Consider the following 23,335-nt stretch of genomic DNA (forward strand, 5'->3'; position numbering starts at 1 on the left):
ATATCTTTTGCATAGTCTGACATATCATCATCAAACACATTTCTTCTGTATTTCACGACCAACACAAGGTGATAATACAACAAGAATACTGAATGATTATTACTATCTAATTTCATTTATATACCAGCCTTTATCATTTATAAGACTGATTATATCAGAGGCAAAATAAAAAGGAAAACCTTTTGGCTACACCAAACCGAAATTCATCTCCCACCTATCGTTGGGCTACGCCCTTCACACGCTTGAGGAAGGAGAATTCTTTCGGGAAATTCGTTAAATAAACCGTAATACTATTAAATAAAAGACATCTTTCTTTTCAGATTAATGTCTTTTATGAATTGAAAATTATATTTTACAAATCTATTCTTTCATTTGCCCTAGACTATATATTTTCTATAGGTAATTCTTATTTTACATTACTATGATTTGATTAAGCATCATATTTTCTAAGTTAAGATAGAGTTTACATTTTTAATAGTTCGGACGAAAGTCCTAACATTAAAATCTATTTAACTATATATACAATTAAAAGAAGGTCTTAAGATGCAGACAAACACTAATACTATAGAGGACATCTATCAGGAGATATTAGATGGAAAAAGAAATAGATTCCCACCAAATACTTGGAAATTAGATAGAAATAATCAATTGGCTAGAAGAGTAACAAAATATTTAGTAACAAAAATTTTGAATTGGAATGACGAAGAGATAAAACAAAATTGGAATAACAAATTGATTGCAAAGTATCGATTACGTGGTGTATTGAAGCACAAATATAATAATAGTCCATATGCGATGATTAATGATTTATACCCGAATCAATTTAAAGAATGGGAATTTAGAATGACACCATTAAATTTTTGGACGAAAGAAAAGGCCCTACAATTATTAAAATGGTTAATTGAAGAAGAGGAGAATTTACCACCACAAAAACTCTTGCAAATTTATGGGCAAAAATGGTTAATTGAACATCGACTAAGTGCACCTTTAAGGGTGATTTGGAATGGAAGCCCGTATGCGATGATTAATGATTTATATCCAAATCGATTTAAAGAATGGGAATTTAATAAGGCTCCTAATAAGTTTTGGACGAAAGAAAAAACATTACAAGCACTAAAATGGACAATTGAAGAAAAAGAAAAATTAAATCTGGATCAATTGAAGAATATATACGAAAATAAATGGTTAGCTCAATCAGGATTGCGAGGAGCCTGTCAATTATATTGGAATGATAGTCCGTATGCAATGATTAATGATTTATATCCAAATCAATTTAAAGAATGGGAATTTAAGATGACACCTAGTGGTTTTTGGACGAGAGAAAAAGCGCTAGATGCATTGCGGTGGACAATTGAAGAAAAAGAAAAGCTGACAGATAATCAATTATTACAGCAATACACAATGAAGTGGCTTAAAAATCATAGACTATGGACACCTGTAGTAAGATACTGGAATGGAAGTCCATACGCAATGATTAATGATTTATACCCAAATAAATATATAAAAAGTTCCTTCAGAGGATATATAAACAAAGTTTAATATTATTAGACATAGCTTAATTAAAATAAAAGCTTAACTTGCTAAACAGCAAATTATATTATCTTGATGAGAGAAATATTTAATGAATAATTGGCACAATTAATAACAATAGAAAAACAGTAAAAAATGGCTATTAGTTTAAAAACAAATTCAAGATTTTAGAGGAGGACATTTATGCATACAAAAAAAGTTCTATTTATATTTAATATGATGAGGCTTCTAGTAATAGTTATCTTATTTCTTCTCTTTTATTTTACACATCAACTATCTTATCTTTATTTTTCAATTCCTTTTATTCTTGAAATATTCAATAGATGTATTCTAAAAAATAATAAAAAAACAAAGTTCTATAGATGAATTTGATAAAAAAGCTAACAATGAAGCAATAGCTTTCATTCACATTAAAAATAAATATGTAAACTGACTCACACAGGGTTTGAGTTGAAAACAAAGATGCGAAGTCATAAAATAGACTTCGCATCTTTGTACTTAAAGCAATCTATATAAATATAAATCCCCTTTAATATTATAGCAATGTCTTTAACAAGATCATCACACCTTACTCACTACATTGTATCCCACTTTTTTAAACGGAAGTAAAACAATACCCCATCCTCAGTATTTTTCACACCGTATTCTGCATCATGTAATTCGAATATATTCTTTACAATTGAAAGCCCTAGACCCATCCCCCCGCATACTCGTTTTCTTGATTTATCTACTCTATAAAATTGATCCCATATTTTCTCTATATCTTCTTCTTTAATATGGGATCCTTTATTTTCAAACCCTATATATACGTCATGTTCTTCTTCATTTACCACTAATACAATAGTTTGTCCCGAATCTGTATACCGAATTGCATTCGTAAACAAATTGGTTATAACTTGTTCCAATAAATTTGCTTTCCCCTTCACACACACATCATCTATATTTGTTTTGATTTGCAGTGCCTTTTCATCAATTTGACAGTGTAAATCTTTTTCAACCTGATGAATCAAATTTCCTATATGAACTTGCTCCAACTGTATTTGATACGTTCCTGATTCATATTTAGCTAAATTAAGCATCTCATCAATCATTACATTCATTTTCTCTATTTCCTTTTCCAACGCTCCCCAATAATATTGATTCATTTCAGGTGCAATCCCGTCCTGAAGCATAGAAGCCGATACCTGCATCACACTCAGTGGTGTTTTCAATTCATGTGAAACACCTGCAATAAAATCTTTTCTTGTCTGTTCTAATTGCTTCTCTTTTTCTAAATCATCTTTCAATTGATTAATATATCCTTCCATTCTTGCTGAAAGCTGATTAATATTGGAGGACAGTTCCCCTATTTCATTTTTCGACTTTATGGATAGCTGATCTTGAAAATCAAATTCCATGATTTTTTTCGTCGCTTCATTTATTTTCAATAGTGGTTTCGTAATGATTCTTGAATAATAGAAAGACACAATAAGCGATAGAACTAACACAAATGCAACGATATATATATAATAATCACTCATTAAATCGCTTGCTTTGGTAAGTGGTTGCAAAGACGATAATGTATATACCATCTCTTGCACTTGACCATTTTTTATAATTGGTTGTATTGTTTCAATATATTGTATATCATTAATACGAATCTCTTTTTGTGTCCAACCTCTATCCTCCAATTTTACTTTATTAGTTATCCAATCAGCTTGAAAATCTAAAATTCGTTTCGCAAAAATATCATTGTTATATAGAGTTTCAATAGCATCAGGGTTTGAATAATTAGGCATACTTATTTCTTTGACAACTCCATCAAAGAAGTATAGTGGACTATCATCTTTAATGAGGCGAATACCCTCTTTAGCACCCTCGAACATATTTTTACTTATCTGACGATGGATCGAAGAATCAAAATTAGTATCATACCCTTTTACTCTCATACTCATTGGAATAATTATTTCCCTACCTACATCCTTACTTGCCGCAGTCAAGACAGCCACAGTAGATATTTTATTAATAAAACCAGTTATAATGATACTAAAATCAGGATCCATATATTCTTTTGCATTAACAATATTATTAAACACAACTTTAGAAGCATTTTCTGGATTTTCTTTATCTACCACCTTCAAATAATAATCCCCTGATGGCAGCATTTTAATATTTGCTTCTTTATCTAGCCTTGCAATCAAAATACCGTGCTGATTCGCAAAAGTCTCTTCTATATTTTGCATTTTCTTCTCATCGTGCGAATGTTTTTCATAATATTTACTGTACTGGTGTAATTGTTTTTGAACACTTTCTTTTTCCTTATCTACATACAGGTATTTTGTAACATACATTTGTCCCAAAAATATAACAGTAATAATCATACAGCATAACAAAAACGTAAGGGAAAACAATTGAAATACTATTTTCCGTCTCATCATCTATCTACCTCAAACTTATACCCCGTTCGAACAACAGTTGTAATATGTTTTGCTCTCTCCCCTAGCTTTACCCGTACATTACGCATATGTGCAGTTAATGTTTTATCGTCTCCATCATAATCATATCCCCAAATATTCGTGATTAATGTGTCTCTTGTCAATACTTGGTCCTTATGCTGCATTAACGATAGTAAAATTTCGAACTCTGTGTGTGTAAAATCTACTTTTTTTTCATCTATAGCAACAGTACGTGCCGATTTATCTAAATGAATACCACATAAATCAATGCAGTCCTGGAATTGTACAATTTGAGTTGTTTCTTTGAATAAACGCTTTGCTCTCGCTAGCAAGATAGTTGGCTTAAATGGTTTTGTTACATAATCATCAGCTCCTAGTTCAAACCCGAGTAATGTATCATCCTCATCACTTCGAGCTGTTAATAAAATAATAGGAACAGTCGAGTTCTTACGAATACGTCTACACACTGACCATCCATCCATGACTGGGAGCATAATATCTAATATGATTAAACTGATATTATCATGTGCAGTAAATAATTCTAATCCTACTTGGCCATCCTCCGCCGTTATTACTTCATACCCATCATGAGAGAAATATTGTGCCACGGCTTCTCGTATGATTTTTTCATCTTCAATAATTAACACTTTTTTCATATCAATTCTCATCCAATCTATGCTTATCTACATGGAAATGGCCATAGCTTGCCTTCCCATTTGAACCCATGATTGTTCAAAATCATTTCGATTAATTGCTATATGTTTCTCTGTCTTTAACGGATCGTTAATATATACATATTGGTTATCATAATTTGTCACTACTACACTATGCTGATGATATGTCACTTTCATTTCCCCTTCATCTGTTCTCCATGTGTAAAATTGATCCTCAGGTAATAGTTTAAAACGAGCATTAGTTAATACCCATACAGGGAACCCTTGATCTATCGCCTCATAAATTTGCTGAGGTTCCTTGTGACTTAAATCCATCACTTTATCAGCTGGAACATATAACTTTGCCAATTCTAAAATTGGTTCCACATAAACACCTAATCCAGGTTTATCAAAAGTAGCCATATTCCCAATAAACCCCTTATGCATATTTCCCTTCAAACCATTTCTCTGAAATGGTACATGTTTTATTTTTGAGGCTAGCTCCATCTTGTCGACTTGCACTCCTGAAAACTGAAGTACCATCGCAAGGCTCGTTACTTCACAACCACGCATCAATTCTGGTTTTTGTAAAATCAGTGGCACATCCAATGGCTTTGTAATTTCTTCCCCTTGTTCTATGGCCACATTTTCATTTTCAACTACCACTTTATTAAGGGATTCTACAGATACATTCCTCTTTTCTTCTACTTCTGATTTTTGTTTCACTTCAGCTGCTACGGCAGGTTGTTTTTTTGTAATTGTAGGAATATCACTATTTGACATGCCAATACTTGTACCCAATACCGATAGAGTGAATAAACAGATTGTTGCCTTTCTGATTTTATTCATGCTTATCTCTCCTTGTAATGTTCTAAAGAGAGTGTAATTTATTCATATTTAGATAAAATCATATTCATAGAAAGACAAAGTTAAATTTATATCAAGATTATATAAAGATGACTCTTATACATATTAATCGTATGTGTGACAAATCACGCTTTCAACAAGAAACATTTAACATTTTCTATCAATTGAACCATTTCATCACACATCATGAATTCAGAGTTAGAAAAAACTTCAAATAAAACTCCTACAATTTATAAGAAAAAATACATCTACGTACAATAATGTAGTTTGCTTAACATGTTTAGAATTCACACAGTATACTTTTCATATCTGATTTGAATACAAAAGTACCGATTCCAAAGTCATACATATAAGGAACATTTATCTGTCTAATATAGACCAAATCCATACATCACCATTATTTTCATGTTAAGTATTTACTGGTTCAACTTCTACTATATGATTTATAATGTTCCAGCCAATTGAAGTTTGACCCCATCATCTATATTGATTTCACTGATTCTTTTATAAATTTAAATTCTTAGTACATACATCACTTCACACGAGGTTAATATTTATTAGTACACGATAACCGGTTCATATGTGTTTAAATTATCATACACATTTTTTGCAATACTAGGAGGAAGGTTAACGCACCCTCCCGATCCTCCTGTTAAATAGGCATTATTTGCCCAGTTTGTTCGCCAGCCAGCATCATGGAATCCTTGACCGCTATTTGTGAATGGAACCCAGTAATCTACTTTAACTGCATAATCACCTTTACCTACTGCGCTACCTTTAAGTGTATACGGTGACCGTTTATAAAGAACGTACCACACACCTGGTGAAGTATCTTCACTCGTGCTATGTTTCCCAGTTACTACATTTGTTGTGACTGCTAATTTCCCATCCTTATAGATCCAAATGTGTTGCTCTGCAATTGAAATTTCCGCGTACGTGTCCCCAATACCATTATTCGATGTTGTTTCATAACCAATGCCTTCCTTACTCCAGCCATTTCCTCGAATGTTAGAAGCAGAAAGTGATTTTTCACCTTTTTCAAAAGCTTGTTGGACTTGCTTTGTTTCTTTTTCAACATCTAGTGCCCAGCCATAGCCTTGTCCTTTTACTGATATGACCGAACCGGAATGGGTTTTAAAGCTAAAATCTTTATTTAATGTTGATTTAGCATTATTAATTTCAGCAATCTTATTCTTAATGTTGCTCGCATCGATTGTAACTTTCATATCCTTTGACACAGAGGCATTTTGAATTAAATCTTTCGCTTTTAAAGGATACACCTCATTCTGCACTTTAAAATCTACAGACTGTTGAAAAAGATTGTGAAGTGCATTCTCCTCTTTTTTGATAATCGAATCGTCTTCTTTAATAGGCTGTATGTATGCAGACTTCAAATGAATTTCGCTGTTATACTTCTGCTTGTCGTAATCTTTCAGTAGACTCGTAATGTCATACTGTTTTCCCTCAACGCTTTTCGAAATAACAACTTTTCCTTGTTTGAGCTCCGCTATAGCATCTTGAGGCGCTTTTAATTTTTTATTCATAGAGAAGAGCTTTTCTTCTACAACTTTTTTCATCGTTTCACTACGATATTGTTCTGCCTTTTCTGGTAACAATGAATAATTCTTTTCCTTTGAGGAAGGAAAAAGTGTCCACTGGCTTTTTAATAGATTCTTAACTTGAGGCAAATCTTTTTCTGTAAGTTCCGTTTTAGTATCTTTTTCATCTAAAATTTGTTGTTGATCGACATAGACTTTGTTTGCTAGTTCAGATGTTTTTAATTTCTGAATTGCCTGATCAGCGCTCAGACCACCGACTTTTATGTCGTTAATTGTAACATTTGAATTGAAGTGGTTTTCCTGATAATAAATCATTCCCCCAATGAGAATTGTGATTATACCACCACCCGTTGCAACAAGCTTCCAATCTTTAAAATGTTTGCTTGATCTTACTCTTTTTTTATCAGCTTCTTCAACCGACTCATTTATTGTATTGTTGTTCATTAATCTTTCCTCCGTTTATACCAAAGCCAAAAGATTTTAAACTCAAATTATTGACTAATGTAACTTATTGTTTTTAAAATCTCATTATTTTCAACCATATTTCATGATGATTAATTGATCTATTTTAGACTTTTATTAAACGACACATAAAAATTGGCAGATAAATTTTCAATTCACATCAAGCAGGCTTATACAAGTAATAAATCATTATAAAAGGTGCTCCCACTCTATGTCTAAAAATTTAGCAGTATAAGTTGCGCGAAAACGATAAATACGAAATCGATACCACAAAAACTAACTTTTCCATTTAGGAGCGCTAAAGTCTTAACTTGATAGCTAAGACCTCCATCGCTATCAAATTAAGACTTTAAAAATAGTTCCAAATCCCCTATCTTTCTACAATATTCATTCAGATTACTGTTCTAAGTCAGTTTGGTTCTACTTCCTTATTACATAGTTTTAGTTTGCATACTTCCCCTGATTATTTTTCAAATCAAAATACGCATCTAAAACCTCTTTACCAATTATTGAATTAATTTTATTACCTTTGTCATTAGTTATCCATGGGACAACAACAGAAAATGCCACCTCTGGTTTATCATATGGAGCGTAACCTGTTAGAGTTAAATTATAACAACGAACACGCTTGCCCTCTTGATCCTTACCAACGCTATTATCATCGCCTCCATAAACTGTTTGTGCTGTTCCAGTTTTACCAGCAGGCTTATAAGGAAGATTTTTGAAAGTACTCACACCAGTTCCGTCACCTTCTTGAAATACACGTCTAAACCCCTCTTTTACTCGATCTATATATTCTTTTTTCATATCTACATGGTTTAATACAACTGGTTCCATCGATTTTATAATTTTACCAATATCTTCCTTTCTTGTATTTTGCTCTCTAATTTCTCTCAAAATTTGTGGCTTCAATCGATTTCCTCCATTTGCAATAGTAGAAACATACTGTGCAAGTTGCAAAGGAGTATACGTATCGTACTGCCCGATAGCTAAGTCTAACAAGAAACCAGGTTGATAATTTTCTTTTCTCATTATTCCAGATGTTTCGTTTGGGAGATCAATTCCAGTTGGAACCCCTAATCCGAATTGCCCAAAATAATATCTCATTTTTTCAAATGCACTTGCCTTTATATCTAATGAGCTATTTGGTACGTAATCTATTCCTGCTATTTTTAATGCCGTATTAAACATATAGACGTTAGAAGAAACTTGTAAGGCTCTTAAATCATCAACAATTCCAAAATCTTTCCAAGATTTCTTTTCCTTAGTCCCTTTAAACTTCATAGGCGCATCATTAAAGTTTGTACCAGGTGTAATAGCCTTCGTTTCAAATCCCGTTAACACTGTGGCACCTTTTATAGTTGATCCAAGCTCATATGAGCTCGTCATCGTACCTAAAGCATAATCAGCTATTTCTATGTTCCCGTCTTTCTTTCCTAATTTTTTACCCGCCATAGATAATATTTCACCAGTATTTGGATTCATCATCACTACAAATGCCCGATCTAAAAGAGGCTCTGACCCCTTATATGCTTTTAATTGCTTTTCAAGAATTTCTTCTACCACCTTCTGTAATTTCATATCAATTGTCATAATTAAATTATTGCCACTTTTCCCTTTAGTGATTGTTTCCCTTTGAATAACATTCCCTTTTCTATCAGTAACATTCTTAACTTCTGCCTTAGTTCCATGTAGTACATCTTCATATCGTTGCTCGATATAACTCTTTCCAATACGATCATTGCGATTGTAATCACGAACTAAATAGTAATCTAAATTTTCTTTTGGAAGCCCCTCTTCAGTACTTGTTATATTACCTAGTACAGAACGGAATAATTCACCATTTACATAATTACGTTCCCAGTCAATAGTTGCATCAATCCCTGGAAATTCTGATAAGTTTTCACTAATTGTAGCGTATTCTTTCTCAGATACATTTTTCTTTATAATTTGTGGTGTCATTTTATAACCTGAATTCATTCTCCCTTTAATAGTTAATATCTTTAGGTCTTTTGGACTTAATTCATTCAATTCCTCTGCTGTGACGCGTCCTCGTCTCAATTCATCTATTTTCTTATCAAATTCTTTTCCTTCAATATTTTGTTTACGCAAATTTTCTTCATCTTTTTTTGTAATCTTTTTTTTCGCTTTTTCCTTATTTAACTGCATCCAGTAATCTTTTTTGTCTGTTTCAGTCAATCTATTTATATCTTCTTCTGGTATCTCAAGTATTTTGGAGAGCTTTTTTGCTATTTTTAAGATCTCTTCAGAAGTGATATCCTTCCCCTTTGTATACGAAATGGTACGAACCGCAGTATTATTAACCACCTTCTCACCTTCCCTATCAAAAATTTGTCCACGTGGAACAGGAATACTAACCGTCGTATTTTCTTGCTTTTCAACTGCATTCTTATAACCCTCTCCGTCAACAATTTGTACTTTTCCAAGCCGAATGATAATTGCTGAAAATGATAAAAAAATGCACAAAAATAATATATTTAACCTTATAGATACCTTGTTTTTTTGTAATGTTTTTGATTTTGATTGCCTCATATTTATCTCCTTTTAATACTCAATACATTGAACTAATATCCTGAAAAAACCCCCATCACATAACCCAAAAGTATTTCCCCCTGCATTTACATTATGTCTACAATAACTATTTGAAAATTTTCCAATAATAAAATTTCCATACTCACTAAATAAAAACATATACAACAGAAAACAACATAAATTTTATATAAAGTTTATATAAAGATGTATATGTTAAAAAAAAGTTAGGTTGTAAATTTATGTGAAAAATAAATATTTAATACGTAGAATTTATATAAAAGTTCTCAACAAGTGATTTTTTATACAAAACTGTTTATTTTTAATATTAATTATTTCAATATAAGAAATAATAATTATGAGTTGATTGAAGATATTGTCGTAATTAATAATGTAATTCAAGAAAAATTCAAAACTCATAGCCATCATTATTTAAAGTTTAAGCTCTTTAAAGTATAAATGTATTAGTATATTTGAGCTTTAATACATTGGGACCCCATATTTTCTATGTACTAAAGCTATTTTTGCAGTTAAGAGTTAAAAGTCTATCTTTTGTACATTCTATACTTATCAATCGTATTATGAAAAATTGTTAAAAATAATGGAACACATCATTCAAAATGATCACATTAGCATATAAAGGTGGAGAGAACGTTGGATTTTCGAGACTTAAAAATTTTTCAAACTGTAGCAAGAGTTCAAAATATTACCGCAGCAGCACGAATCCTTAATTATGTACAATCAAATGTAACAGCGCGTATTAAACTACTAGAACAAGAGCTAGATACAGTTTTGTTTTATCGACATGCTCGGGGTATCACATTAACTGGTGATGGACAAATATTTCTTAAAAAAGTTAATAAATTATTAAAAGAATTCGAAGAATTACAAAATACGTTTATTGATGATGATAATCCCACAGGTCTTCTCAATATTGGAACTGTAGATACTGTTCATCCCTTACCAACCATTTTGGCCAGCTATCATAAACAATTTCCTAATGTAGATATCTCTTTAAAAACTGATGTAAGTCAACGTTTGATCATAGACATCCTAGAATTTAAGCTAGATGGTGCTTTTGTAACAAGTCCGATTCAAGATTCTTCCTTAGAGCAATATAAGGTAAGTACGAAGACACTTGTATTATTTTCAAATCGTCCTACATTTGATATACAAGATTTAAAAAATGAAACATTTTTAGTGTTTAGTCCCGGATGTGGGTATCGTTTTGTTTTAGAAAAATGGTTGAAAGATGAGGGAATTCTTCTTAAGAAAATTATGGAGTTTAATATGTTAGAAATGATTTTACATAGCGTATCACTGGGTCTAGGCATTACGGTTCTTCCAGTTACAGCTCTAACTTTTTTTACAAACATTCCTAATATCTACTCTCATGAAATACCTGGGAAATATGGAAAAATCGAAACGATATTTGTTAGAAATAAGGATATAGCTTTATCTCTTACTATGAGAAAATTCATAGAAAATATACAGAGTTTATAGTAAACGTCTATAAATGATAATATTTTTATAACAAAAGTCCTAAATTCTCCAAAATAACCGACAATATTTTAAAAACAACAACGACAGATTTAGAAATATATATTGAAATTAGAGAAAAATCGAAGGATCTTAAAGGATACCATTCGATTTTTTTGTGATTTTTTAATATCGATCATTAAAAATGATATGTATCATTTTTTAGAATTATTTTACGAACCTATATTCAGTATTTTAAAATTCATAATAATAATGTTATTTTTATATACTCAATTTAGAAAGAAGGCTAAGGATGAAACAACACAGAATGTTATTTAGTATGTTGATTTCTTTACTACTGGGTATTATATGGGAAGCACTGTTTCTATTCTTATGTTATGAATTTGAATATATAGATGTAGTTTATTTTTCAATAATTCGTTATGGTTCGATAACAATTATATTATTGGTTTTATTATGGATTAAAAAGAAAAAAAATTCTTATTTAGAGGATACTGGTAAGTTATTTCTTTTTTTAATATTAATGGCATGCACTGTATACAGTATGTTGATTCTTCTAAAACAAATGTTAATGGAAGAAGAGATAGCTTCTCTGTTGGCTTCTACTATAGAAGTACTAATGCCCTTAATGTCTATTGTAATTTTATGGGGGTGTGAACTTAATAGGTTTAGGATATTCACAACTTGTACAGCTTTTATAGTAACATTTCTTATACTCACAAAGGGAGATATAAGTATATTGTATACATTACAAGATCAAATACTTCCATTATGCTGTATTTTAATTGGAATAGTAAGTTGGATTGTCTATAAACTAGACGATTAATACCTCATCATTCAGTATTTGGTGCCGGTACAGTATAAAATTGTACAAAATTAATAAACAAAATTCTATTATATAGAAGAGATTCAACCAATTTGTTATTAGCAAGTTGATTGGAAGAGAATATCATATTAGAAGTTCATTATTTTTCTTTATATCTTGAATGGAGGGTGACCTTACTGAAACCAATCAAAATAACAAGTAGAAAAGCAACTAGATTAATATTAAACTAGTTGCTTTTTTTCAAAATCAAACATATAAATGTTCCGTTAATACATATGGTTTTATCATTTCAAAAGGCTTTGATACGCTATTATTCCATACAGTTCCCCTACGCTCAAACTCAAAGATCCCTTCAATATAATGAGCAATCTGTGGGCCAAATTCTCGCTCGATTAGTTAGATTACACTATTAATTCCTGGCTTTCCCCCTTCACTTCTTACCAACTTTCTATGATTTAAAATACGATTCTGGATTTTTTAACACCTAAAAGCCTCTTATACATTCATCTCCAACATATTTAAATTTAGTTTGATAATTTAACATAATTAAAAATCTATAAGTTAATATTTATACACAATTTTAAAATACGAATAAACAGTTAGTACATAATAACCCAAATAAATTATGCAATATGCACCACTACTAATTAGAATAGGAGTAAAAATATTATATATAGGCATATTGATTATTACTGGTATAGCAAACAAGCTATGAACAAGTCCAACTATCACAGGTGAAATAAAACTAAAGCTAACTTTTTTCGAAATGGACCTTCTTAATTCTTTTTTTGTAACACCTATCTTACGAATAGTCTCGTAATATCCCTGATTAGCATATGCCTCAGATAATTGTTTATAGTAGATAATAGAACCCGTTGCCAGTACAAATATTAGCCCTAAAAAGCTACCAATAAACAACATCAATCCATATATATTCATAAAATCTATATGGATTTTATAAAAAGTACTAATTGTCGAATTTTCACCGTTGGGCATTAGCTTTACTAAACTCTCAGTCAATTCTTTACTATCCTCTTGCTGAGTTACATCAACGTTTTTTACAATATATGTCTGTTGTGTTTGCATAACAATTTTATAGAGATAATCAGGTACAATTACAACCAATTCTCCTAAATTAGTAAGTCTATAATTTCTGATTCCCTTAATTACTGATGTTCTTTGTTCCGTTTCAATAGGTAATTGAACTATATTACCATTATTAAGATGCTTATCATTTTCTGGACTATATATAAATACTTCCCCTGTATTTAAATCAACTTTTTTCACCCCCATATTTTGAGCATTCAAATTAAAATTTGATTGTGACATAAGCTGAAATTCATTTGTTAATTTATATTGGGAATTTGGTACACTTGTATTTCCTTCTCTCGCCTGACTCTCTCCCTTAATTGTTAACATTTCTACATCAAAATCACGAATAATAGCATTTTTTTTCTTATTATCCTCAAAAACAGCCTGTATACGCTTTTCCATTTCATCATCTTGTTTTTTATATGAAAAACTGTACGGTGCATTGTTCTTGGTTTCAGATTGTCCATAATAATAACCCGTTACAACTGTACTAATCGCTGTTAAAGCTGTGGCGCTTAATATAGCATTTGTTGCAAGTAATTTAGCATTTCCTTTTACTTGATATAATAGTTGTGAGATATTTAATATGTTCATACCATTATAGAGTATTTTTATTTTCTTTTTAATTTTCTTTATTAAAATGACTGTATAAAATGTATATACAAGGTATGTCCCAATAACTGTTGTAAACAAAATGAAAAACGGGATTACAATAGGGGGCATAGCATCCTTCACATAGTTTATAACCTCATGAAAAAAAGCTGCTAAAAAATAGCCTAATCCAATTAACATAAGGGCTATATACGCCAAAATTTTAGATTCCTTCGGCATACTTTCTCCTTTATGATTTGCTTGAAACAATTCAATTAATTGGAATTGATAAATTAAGCGTGAGTTGTTCCATGCTGTATATAATAAAATAACTGAAAAGACGGTAAAAGTGTCTATTATTGCTTTTATAGACATCTTAAAACGAATTGGTGTGTTTAACTTCATCATACTCATTAACAGTTCCAAGAATAACTTAAAGCTCATGCTGCCAATCAGTATTCCGATTACAAGAGCTGCACCTCCCATTATCATAGTTTCACAAAATAACATCGTACCAATTTGTTTTTTAGGTATACCTAGTAAAGAATATAATCCTAGCTCTTTTTTACGTTTCCTTATAAAAAAATTAGTAGAATAAACAATAAATATGGCTATAAAAATAATAAGAATCACTTTTGACGATTGAAGAACGTTATTAATCGTCACATTAGTAATCATTTCTTTTTTTATTTGATTATTATATCGGAGTGATGCAAATATAAAATAAATAACCATACTCGAAGTTAGGGCTACAAAATAGAGTAAATACTCTTTTAAATTACGCCATATATTACGTTTAGCTATTTCAAATAAAGTCATTTATCTTAACCTCCACGAATATTTATATATCAACATTTTACCAACTTTCTTTTTACAGATTTCACGATACGTGAAATCACATACCACACTTTAGTCCGTCTTAGACATGAGGTGAACACATCATTTTTTCATAGAATTTCCCTCGTAAACCATTTAATTTGATACAGAATTAATAATCTTTACTCAATGTACACGTAATAAATCCTTTATTTAATAAAAGAGTGGATACTCATGGGAGTATCCACTCTTCTGTTAGAGGGTTTTACTATTAAATTAAATCTTCCATTCTTCTTATTCATACCGTAAACACTCAATTGGATCTAATTTAGCTGCTTTATTAGCAGGAAGTATACCAAAGAAAATACCGATTAACATAGATATTCCAACAGATAGTAAGCCAAGATCTACGGAGATAATGACCGGCCATCCACCAATGGAAGCAGCTATCCAAGCAAAGAAAATGCCTAAACCAAAACCAATTCCTCCACCCAATCCAGTTAAGAAGCAGGATTCAATGAGAAATTGCATTAATATTTTTCCTCTTGTTGCACCTAGTGCCTTTCGAACACCTATTTCACGTGTACGCTCTGTAACCGATACAAGCATGATGTTCATGACACCAATACCGCCTACAATTAAAGAAATTCCAGCAATACTAGCAAATACTATTTTCATCGTTCTCATTGAATCTTCCATACCTTGACTATACTCTTTTGTATCATCTGATACTGTAAACGAATACTCCACTTCCGGTGATTTCAAACTGTTTAGTACTGATAAAGCTTGTTTTTCTACAATTTCTCGCTCGTTGGGAGAAGATAGCTTCATTTTCACTGCATCATACTCCTCGACACCTGCAATCAATGCTGTATTATCAATTGACGTATATCCATCGTATATTTTAAACGACCGCTTAAAATTATCTGCATATTTATATACCCCTACAATTTTATATGGCTTTCCTTTTATATCTATATACAAATCATCTTTCCAAGTATCAAATATTTTTATAAATAAAGCTTCACTGATAACCACAACAGGAATTGGTTTTTTCAGTTCATCCCCCGTTAATTCACGCCCATATACCATTTTTAATTTATAATCCTTCATAAAATTACCTGTTCCCACGTTTAAATTAAACGAAACAGCCTTTGGACCGATATATGTTTTTACATCTATTTGTTTCTTTGGATACACGTCTGTAACACCTTGTATCACTTGCAATTGCTTCACCATATCCGGTGTAATTTTAGCTTTTTCTGTTGGAGAATCAGGATTATAATAATTTATATTAATTTCATCCATATGGCTGCTCTCTGTAAGATCTTTTTGCATCTTTGCAGTATTTCCATCCCCCATTGCGATAATCGTAATAATTGCACTAATTCCAATAATAATTCCTAACATTGTTAAAACGGATCTCAACTTATGCGCAAAGATAGACGATATGGCCATCCTTATATTTTCTTTTGTATTTATATTCAACCCCTCCACTCTTGAACCATACTTCCATCACGGGTTACAATTTGGCATTCTGCCGCTTCTCTAATGTTATGTTTATGGCTAATCCTAATGATTTTCGATCCTTAAGAGATCCATAATTTGAGTACTTGTTTTCGTATTAAGTGGCTGCCATTGGTTTCCCCGCTATAATGATTTTCGGGTTATTTACAATCGCACGTACTACAGCAACATTTTCTCCGTTTTAACATAACAGTGCTAAATAGATTTCACCACATACCGTGTACAATATAAAAAAGCCCCCACTTTTTTATTTCCAGTTCCTTCTTTCCCTAATATATCTATAGGATAGAAAAAACTATTTAAATAAAAAGTGGGGTAAATATAAAATTTTTATTAAATTTTTAATTTCTCTTCTTTTGAAAATCTCATTTCAAATATTGTTCTTGCTGTATTACTTGTAACAGAGATTGTCCCATTATGTTGCTCGACAATATTTTTTGCAATGAATAACCCAAGACCAGTTCCGCCTCTCTGCTCTGTTCTTGCTTTATCACCTGTATAAAGTCTATCAAAAAGATAGGGTAAATCTTCTTCCGGAATCATCTCTCCATAATTAATAATCTGTACGATAACCTCTCCATTATCAATATATCCATTCATATCAACAAAATATCCACTATCTCCATATCGAATTGCATTTGTTAAAAGATTTTCAAATACTCGGTTTAATAAATTCTTGTCACCGTTAATATATAAATGAAGATCAACGTTCAATCTAACGTCTAAATGATGCTTCTTTAATAGCGGATACAATTCTTCGTGTAACCGTATTAGCAACTCATTTATATTAACTATTTTTTTATCTAGCTCTAGCATGCCAGAATTCATTCGAGTAGTTTCAAGTAACTCATCAATTAATCTTTCAAGTCTTAGCGATTTCGTAAATGCAATCGTAAAACAACGTTTAATTTGTTCCTTCGTCAGTTTTTCATCTTTAAGGGTTAAATCTAGATAACCTAAAACAGATGTTAACGGCGTTCTTAAATCATGAGCCAAATTAACAATTAGCTGATTTTTACTATTTTCTTCAAAGTCTCCCCTCTCGATCGCCTCCTTTAATCGTTCACTCGCTATATTAATTTCACGCCCAATATCTCCGACTTCATCCTTTAATGGAATTTGAACTTTATTTGTAAAATCACCGTTAGCGACATATTGAATGCCTTTAGAAATTTCATTCAAATACTTTAAGTATGGCTTTGTTAAAAGGAAAAAAAATAAAATAGATAGTACGATAAATGCAATCAAAAAGAAAGTAATATCTTCAAATGCTCTTCCTGTTGCCCTAAATTGTTCTAAGGGATCTATATGAAGTACCATTGTTTTATAATAGAGCATTCCTTTATAAGTCATATATGTTCCACCAGCTGCTAGTGCCATACTTAGCGCAAAAAATGTAAGCATTTTAAAACGAAAACTTCTCATTATTTTAGTCATTAAAAGCATAGCCTCCCCTCATATCGTCTTTACTAACTTATTCTTTTATTATCCTAGCCAAGTTTATTTTCGCAAACTATGAATATACACCTTAACTGTATTTCCATTTTCATAATAAAAATTGTCTCCCCATACTTGTTGAAAGATGTTTTAAACACTATCTAATTTCTTCGGGTGACTCACTAATCGACACAAAACATCAAGCTCTTTAGGGCTAATTTAAATTGTTCTCCATATATCTGTTCCACTTTTTGCTCAAAATCAATAACAACTCCCCCTACTTCTAAAGGGATCTTCCCTTCTCTACTTGAAATTGATTTAACCTAAAAAATTGATGAAGTTGTGCAATTACACGTGAAACCAACTCAAGCGCTTAGAATGGCTTTGTTATATAATCATCCGAGCCTAGTACAAGACCTGCCACCTTATCAAAATCAGATATTTTCGTACTTAAAAAGATGATATGCCTATAATATTTCAAACAAAATTGTCCCATCACTTCATATCTATCCATTATTGACATTATAATATCTAAAAAAATTAGAGTGATTGTATGTGAATGGATGTTACAAATTGTTTCTTCTCCATTAATTGCTTTCACAACATGTTAGCCTTCTTTTTACTAAATGCAACCTAATCATTCTAATGATATCTACATATTATAATTTAAATAAATTTCATTTGATTACTCCTCATATTTCATTTTTATACGTTTAATTTTAAAGTAGTTTATTTTACGTAAAATCAATCTAAGGGAAGTGAATTCATTAAATTTTGAAACTTAAAATTTTTATATTATTAATTAGTGTCCATGTACACTAATACTTTCTTATTAATAAATAGATTAGCTATTAAAAGATGGTAGTATAACTAATTTCTAAATGCAAACACATTGTACAAAAATAAAAAATATATACCCTCTAAATCTAGAGTATTAATCTATTCCTCAATTTAAATACATCCTTTGTAAATTAAGTGATGTATCTTAGGTATTTATTTGATAAAAAAAGAAGGATGAATGTTCAATCAACTGACACAACTACTTTTTAGGGAGTGTGTTATAGTTAATTCAGAATCAATACTGCATAGCAGCATTAATTCTCACCTATCTTTTATTTATTTGTTTTTACACCAACTTAAAGGAAAGACCAACTATATTTTTAGTTGGTCTTTCCTTTTGTTATCAGAATAAGATTAAGAATCACTTAGTTTATATACAAATTACTATTTATTTTACGATAATGTACATATACTTCCGATAGATTTCTACCGTCCCCTTGATAAAATATGAAAAACATAACTAGTTAAGATATCTTTCACAAAAAAATCGAAACAAAAAGAACTTGTAATATATAATTACAAGTTCTTTTTATCGTAACTTCAACACATTGGAACTATAAACTTGTAAACAACAACATTAGAGGAAGGGTGAATTATCCCTTTAAAATGATTATATAACTAATATTCATATTTTGAGATTGAAACCTTGAACATTTCGTTAATTTTAACGATTACTTTAATATTCTTCATTTTTAATTTTTAATTTACAGAAACATTTATATTTCTATACATGACAATAAAATCAAATAACCTAAAAATAAAAATTATATGTGAAATTTTTTATATTTTTTTAATGTTAATAGAATATTTTATGATTATCATTTCATTTTGACTCTAATATTGCCATGTTTGTAGATTGCTATTAGAGATTTACCTTCTAAAACTTACTTAAAATTGGTTAGTATTGAATACATTAACTGAAAATTGAGAAATCAAATACATATTGATACTATTATGATATAAATTATCTGTCAGTCTAACTTCCATTACCCACAATAATGTTTTTCTATATATGTATAGAAATAATTTATCTGTCAGTAATTTATAGTTTATCATCATACATTAAAAAGGAGGAAGTAAAATTATGAAGAAGAAAATCATTACAGCAACTGCTCTGGCAGCAACATTAGCTACAGGTGCATTACCTACAACATCAGTATTTGCTGCTGAGACAGTTGCTCCTATCCAACAACAGGAATCACAAGTTAGTATTCAACCGTTTGCACAAAGTAATCTAGAAACGGCTGTTCAAGCTGCATTAAATGGTCCCGAAGTAAAAAAAATAAAAGTATTTGAGCATGAATTTAATGTAAAAGAAATTGAAGTTGTGGATAGAGGTGCAGCTGGTAAGGATGTATACGGACAAATCTCTCATCATTTAAGCTTCCGTCCAGATGATCAACTTTACTATAAATTCACAAAAAAAGATGGTGAGGTAACAGGGTTCGAATTCCATATTGATAGAGGCGGCTGGACACCAATTGTAGCTCCACTTTTGTCACTTCTTGCTGCATATAACGGAATTCCTGTTAATCCAAATGATTTAAATTCACTCGGTCAACAGCTTGGAAAAGTTATCGATGGAAGTTGGGAACATGCAGGACAATCTATTGCCACTGCAGTTAGTTTAAGCTTTAATGAGAAATAAGCTTATAGGATTTATTTAACCATACAGGGCTGTGTCATTTATACATTTAACTAAAATGATATAACGTGTGACAAATGTCTCTCTAACTTTAATGCATTAATACGAGTGAGAATCCCCCAATAATTTTTTCAATCTCAGATATGGGATTCATTTGCCACATAATCGCTTAACAAATAAAGGTCTACGTTAATTAAGATTAAGAATTATGTATTCTTACTAATTGCAATAATTCATTGTACTTCGCAAAACAGAAGTCTAGATTAAGACTTCTGTTTTCTTTGCATATAGAGGATTTAAATTGTATGTCCTATAAAGTACATGAAGTATGATAATATACTTTGTCATCATTTTACATGTAAATCATTTCATTTTATTAAACTTGCATATGATTATTTTGACCTTCCCGCCCCTACATGATTACATTTCTAACTTTATGCTACCAGCACACAATGGCTATCTAGTAAATCTAAATGAGAATATCACTATCGAAATTTTAAAGCTAGCATATTATCTTATTTGACTTACATTTCCATACTAGAATTTATGTTTATGATACAAGCCCACAAATTATTGTATAAGACTAATCTGTTTAAGAGCTGGAGGGATATAATGAAGAAAATAGAGATGAAAAAATTCTTAAAATCTGGAATTCTTACTTGTTTTACACTAGCGTGTTTATGTACGACTTCAACTGCATTTGCTGAAAGACATACAGGATATTCTTATGAATCCGATATAGGTTATCGAAATCCGACATGGATGTCAAAATTAGAAGATACTCAAAAAATAAGCGAAATTTCTATTCCAGGTACTCATGGCACAATGGCTTTACATGGAGCAAGTTTTATTGATGAGGATTTGACAAGGAATCAAACAATGCCCCTCTCTCAGCAATTTAATGCAGGAATACGTTATGTAGATATGCGTGTTAAACGTGTAAAAGATTCTTTTGCTATGCAGCATGGTATTGTAAATCAAAAAGCAATGTTTGAAGATGTATTAAAAGAAACAATCCAATTTTTAAGAGACAACCCTCAAGAAACAATTTTAATGCGCTTAAAAGAGGAAACTGATCCAGAAAGTGGTTCACAATCATTCGAAGAGATATTTAAAAGTTATAAAGACCGTAATGTGTCCTATTTTTGGGATCCTAATTCTGTACCATTTTCAGAAAGAAATAACCCTAAGTTAGGAGATATCCGCGGGAAAATTGTAATACTACAAAACTTCGTGGCATCTCTAGAATACGGTATTGATTATGAATCATTGAATATCCAAGATAATTTTGAAGTTAGCGCTGGACCGAATGGAATGTATGAAAAATGGAACGCGGTAAAAAACCACCTTCTAAATGCAAATAAATACTCAAACAATAGTAATATCTATCTCAACCATTTTAGTGGAACGGGAGGTGCTGCTGCATTATGGAATAATTATTATCCTTGGTTTGTTGCAAGTGGAAAGGAAGATCGAGATACCGGTAGTAACCCACAGTTAATTCAAAAAAACACAACAAATGAATGGAAAGACTTCCCTCGTGATACAAATGGTCAAGTATTTTATGGTGGAATGAATACAATGGGGACAGATTTCATACAACAAGGTGGAATAAAACATTCTGGTATCATTGCAGCTGATTTTCCAGGACCAGGTTTAATAGATAGTATTATTAAATTAAACGGAGTAACTGTTAATGAAAAGGAAATATTAATTTCACAAATTTCTTCTGACTCTAAGCCGTTACCGGGCGAAAAAAATCGATCTAGCCAAAACTTTAGTATAAATAATTTACCTACAGGAACGATGGGTTTAAAATGGATTATTGAACCTACCGAGGAAGATACTTCTGCCATTATCTCTTTCAACATTATGGTCGATGTTTTTCTAGGTCTAGATCGTGTTAGTTGGAGCAATATTTCGAATGAATCTAGGACTGCAGCAGATACGAATTCTAAATACTATATAGCAAATCCAAATAGTGCAAATCAGCAATTTACAGTAAAAATATATGCTATCACCAATTAATTCTTTGAAGGGTTACTTTATGTCTCTGTTGACTTAAGAAGTTCAATTACCTTATTTATGTATCAAAAGAGTATTCTCTCCAAGTATGCTCTATTAAAAGCAACAAAGAATCCAGCGAGCTTGAAAAAATTTTATGTTACATATCTTTAGGATTATATAATAATAAAATGAAAAAGAATCTAGAAATGCCACTAGATTCTTTTTTATTTTGGAAACAATTCATATTAAGATAAAAATAGTCGAAATAAAAATTAGTAAACCACTGACGGCCCTAAAAGTAAAAGTACTATAGCTAAAATTTCATTCCATTTTGGTAATTAATTCATATCACCTTTCTGTATATATAATTCACTTATAACATAGAAAAACTGAAAGTGAGACACATTCTATTTTCCAGAAATAACGATGTAAAATCAATAAGTAATGGTTGATTCTCCTATTCTTTCTCACAAGTAAAAGGTTGTTATAAAAATCATTACAATAACTACCCATGAACTCCATATATACTACAGATTATGTTTGTATGATACATATATCAATAGAAAGGGATGATATATGTTGCTGACAATTTATATAATATACCTGTTTTTATCAATTGCTATCCTGCTATTCTTATTTACAAGCACAACCGGTTAATTTTATTGATTATATCAAGCTCGCTTCTTTTCATCAAAAAAAACAAAAAGGTACAATAGAAAAGGCATTTGAAATTCACTCTTTAACCAATTTCCATAATATTTTATTATTTAGTATTGAATTGAAAATAATAGATAAATAAGGTTTAATAACTGCTAACAACACGATTAAAAACTAAGCTCATCAACACGGATTACAACTGTAAAAGCATGTATGACAACATTTCACTTCCAATTATCAACAAACATAATAGGGTATAGAAAAGCATCCTTTTAGGATAAAATTCTATGAGGTATCTAACAAATGAAACTCATTTTTAAATAAAAACGCCATCCTTTCTA

At 30.9% G+C, this 23,335-nt stretch carries 15 protein-coding genes and 1 pseudogene; 5 read left to right on the forward strand and 11 right to left on the reverse strand.

The features are described 5' to 3' along the window. Nucleotides 1-116 (reverse strand): transposase (locus MRP26_RS29995; protein ID WP_192799094.1); only part of this gene is annotated, 116 nt, incomplete at its 3' end. 427 nt (nt 117-543) lie between these two features. Here MRP26_RS29995 and MRP26_RS30000 point away from each other — a divergent pair. Continuing rightward, nucleotides 544-1,539, forward strand: coding sequence for a DUF4046 domain-containing protein (locus MRP26_RS30000; protein WP_242807444.1), 996 nt, complete (start codon nt 544-546; stop codon nt 1,537-1,539). A 566-nt stretch (nt 1,540-2,105) separates the two neighbouring features. Here the strand turns inward: MRP26_RS30000 and MRP26_RS30005 are convergent. From MRP26_RS30005 to MRP26_RS30025, 5 genes are all read right to left on the reverse strand, one after another. Beyond that, nucleotides 2,106-3,944, reverse strand: coding sequence for a sensor histidine kinase (locus MRP26_RS30005; RefSeq protein WP_242807446.1), 1,839 nt, complete (start codon nt 3,942-3,944; stop codon nt 2,106-2,108). Beyond that, nucleotides 3,944-4,621: a response regulator transcription factor gene (locus MRP26_RS30010; protein ID WP_242807448.1), complete on the reverse strand. Its 678-nt coding sequence runs from the start codon at nt 4,619-4,621 to the stop codon at nt 3,944-3,946. Before MRP26_RS30010 ends, MRP26_RS30005 begins: the two co-directional genes overlap by 1 nt. A gap of 27 nt (nt 4,622-4,648) precedes the next feature. Next, nucleotides 4,649-5,467, reverse strand: coding sequence for a C39 family peptidase (locus tag MRP26_RS30015; protein ID WP_242807450.1), 819 nt, complete (start codon nt 5,465-5,467; stop codon nt 4,649-4,651). Between the two features lie 575 nt (nt 5,468-6,042). Then, complete coding sequence (locus MRP26_RS30020; RefSeq protein WP_242807452.1) at nt 6,043-7,488, reverse strand: L,D-transpeptidase family protein; 1,446 nt, start codon at nt 7,486-7,488, stop codon at nt 6,043-6,045. A 459-nt stretch (nt 7,489-7,947) separates the two neighbouring features. Next, on the reverse strand, nt 7,948-10,059 hold the full coding sequence (locus MRP26_RS30025) for a peptidoglycan D,D-transpeptidase FtsI family protein (protein WP_242807454.1): 2,112 nt from the start codon (nt 10,057-10,059) through the stop codon (nt 7,948-7,950). A 651-nt stretch (nt 10,060-10,710) separates the two neighbouring features. On the opposite strand from MRP26_RS30025, the gene MRP26_RS30030 reads away from it, so the two are divergent. Further along, entirely contained in the window at nt 10,711-11,559 is an 849-nt protein-coding gene (locus tag MRP26_RS30030) for a LysR family transcriptional regulator (RefSeq protein WP_242807456.1), read from the forward strand. 289 nt (nt 11,560-11,848) lie between these two features. Further along, a complete protein-coding gene (locus MRP26_RS30035) occupies nt 11,849-12,382 on the forward strand; it encodes a hypothetical protein (RefSeq protein WP_242807458.1) in 534 nt (177 codons plus the stop codon). A gap of 561 nt (nt 12,383-12,943) precedes the next feature. On the opposite strand, the gene MRP26_RS30040 is transcribed toward MRP26_RS30035, so the two are convergent. The 5 genes and pseudogenes from MRP26_RS30040 to MRP26_RS31185 all read right to left on the reverse strand — a co-directional run bounded on the left by MRP26_RS30040 (nt 12,944) and on the right by MRP26_RS31185 (nt 18,446). Then, a complete protein-coding gene (locus MRP26_RS30040) occupies nt 12,944-14,884 on the reverse strand; it encodes an ABC transporter permease (RefSeq protein ID WP_242807460.1) in 1,941 nt (646 codons plus the stop codon). A gap of 291 nt (nt 14,885-15,175) precedes the next feature. Continuing rightward, nucleotides 15,176-16,363, reverse strand: a complete 1,188-nt coding sequence (locus tag MRP26_RS30045) for an ABC transporter permease (protein ID WP_242807478.1) — start codon at nt 16,361-16,363, stop codon at nt 15,176-15,178. A gap of 2 nt (nt 16,364-16,365) precedes the next feature. Further along, nucleotides 16,366-16,583 (reverse strand): annotated as a pseudogene (locus MRP26_RS30050) (macrolide ABC transporter ATP-binding protein); the annotation flags it as partial. A 158-nt stretch (nt 16,584-16,741) separates the two neighbouring features. Next, complete coding sequence (locus MRP26_RS30055; RefSeq protein ID WP_242807462.1) at nt 16,742-17,845, reverse strand: sensor histidine kinase; 1,104 nt, start codon at nt 17,843-17,845, stop codon at nt 16,742-16,744. A 373-nt stretch (nt 17,846-18,218) separates the two neighbouring features. Beyond that, nucleotides 18,219-18,446, reverse strand: coding sequence for a response regulator (locus MRP26_RS31185; protein ID WP_305926230.1), 228 nt, complete (start codon nt 18,444-18,446; stop codon nt 18,219-18,221). 1,323 nt (nt 18,447-19,769) lie between these two features. Here MRP26_RS31185 and MRP26_RS30060 point away from each other — a divergent pair. Then, nucleotides 19,770-20,333 (forward strand): methyltransferase, encoded by a 564-nt coding sequence (locus tag MRP26_RS30060; RefSeq protein WP_086422650.1) that lies wholly within the window; start codon nt 19,770-19,772, stop codon nt 20,331-20,333. Nucleotides 20,334-20,942: 609 nt separating this feature from the next. Beyond that, a complete protein-coding gene (locus MRP26_RS30065; protein WP_242807464.1) occupies nt 20,943-22,358 on the forward strand; it encodes a phosphatidylinositol-specific phospholipase C in 1,416 nt (471 codons plus the stop codon). The last annotated feature ends 977 nt before the right edge of the window (nt 22,359-23,335 follow it).

Source organism: Bacillus sp. CCB-MMP212 (genome assembly GCF_022748145.1).
GTDB lineage: Bacteria > Bacillota > Bacilli > Bacillales > Bacillaceae_G > Bacillus_A > Bacillus_A cereus.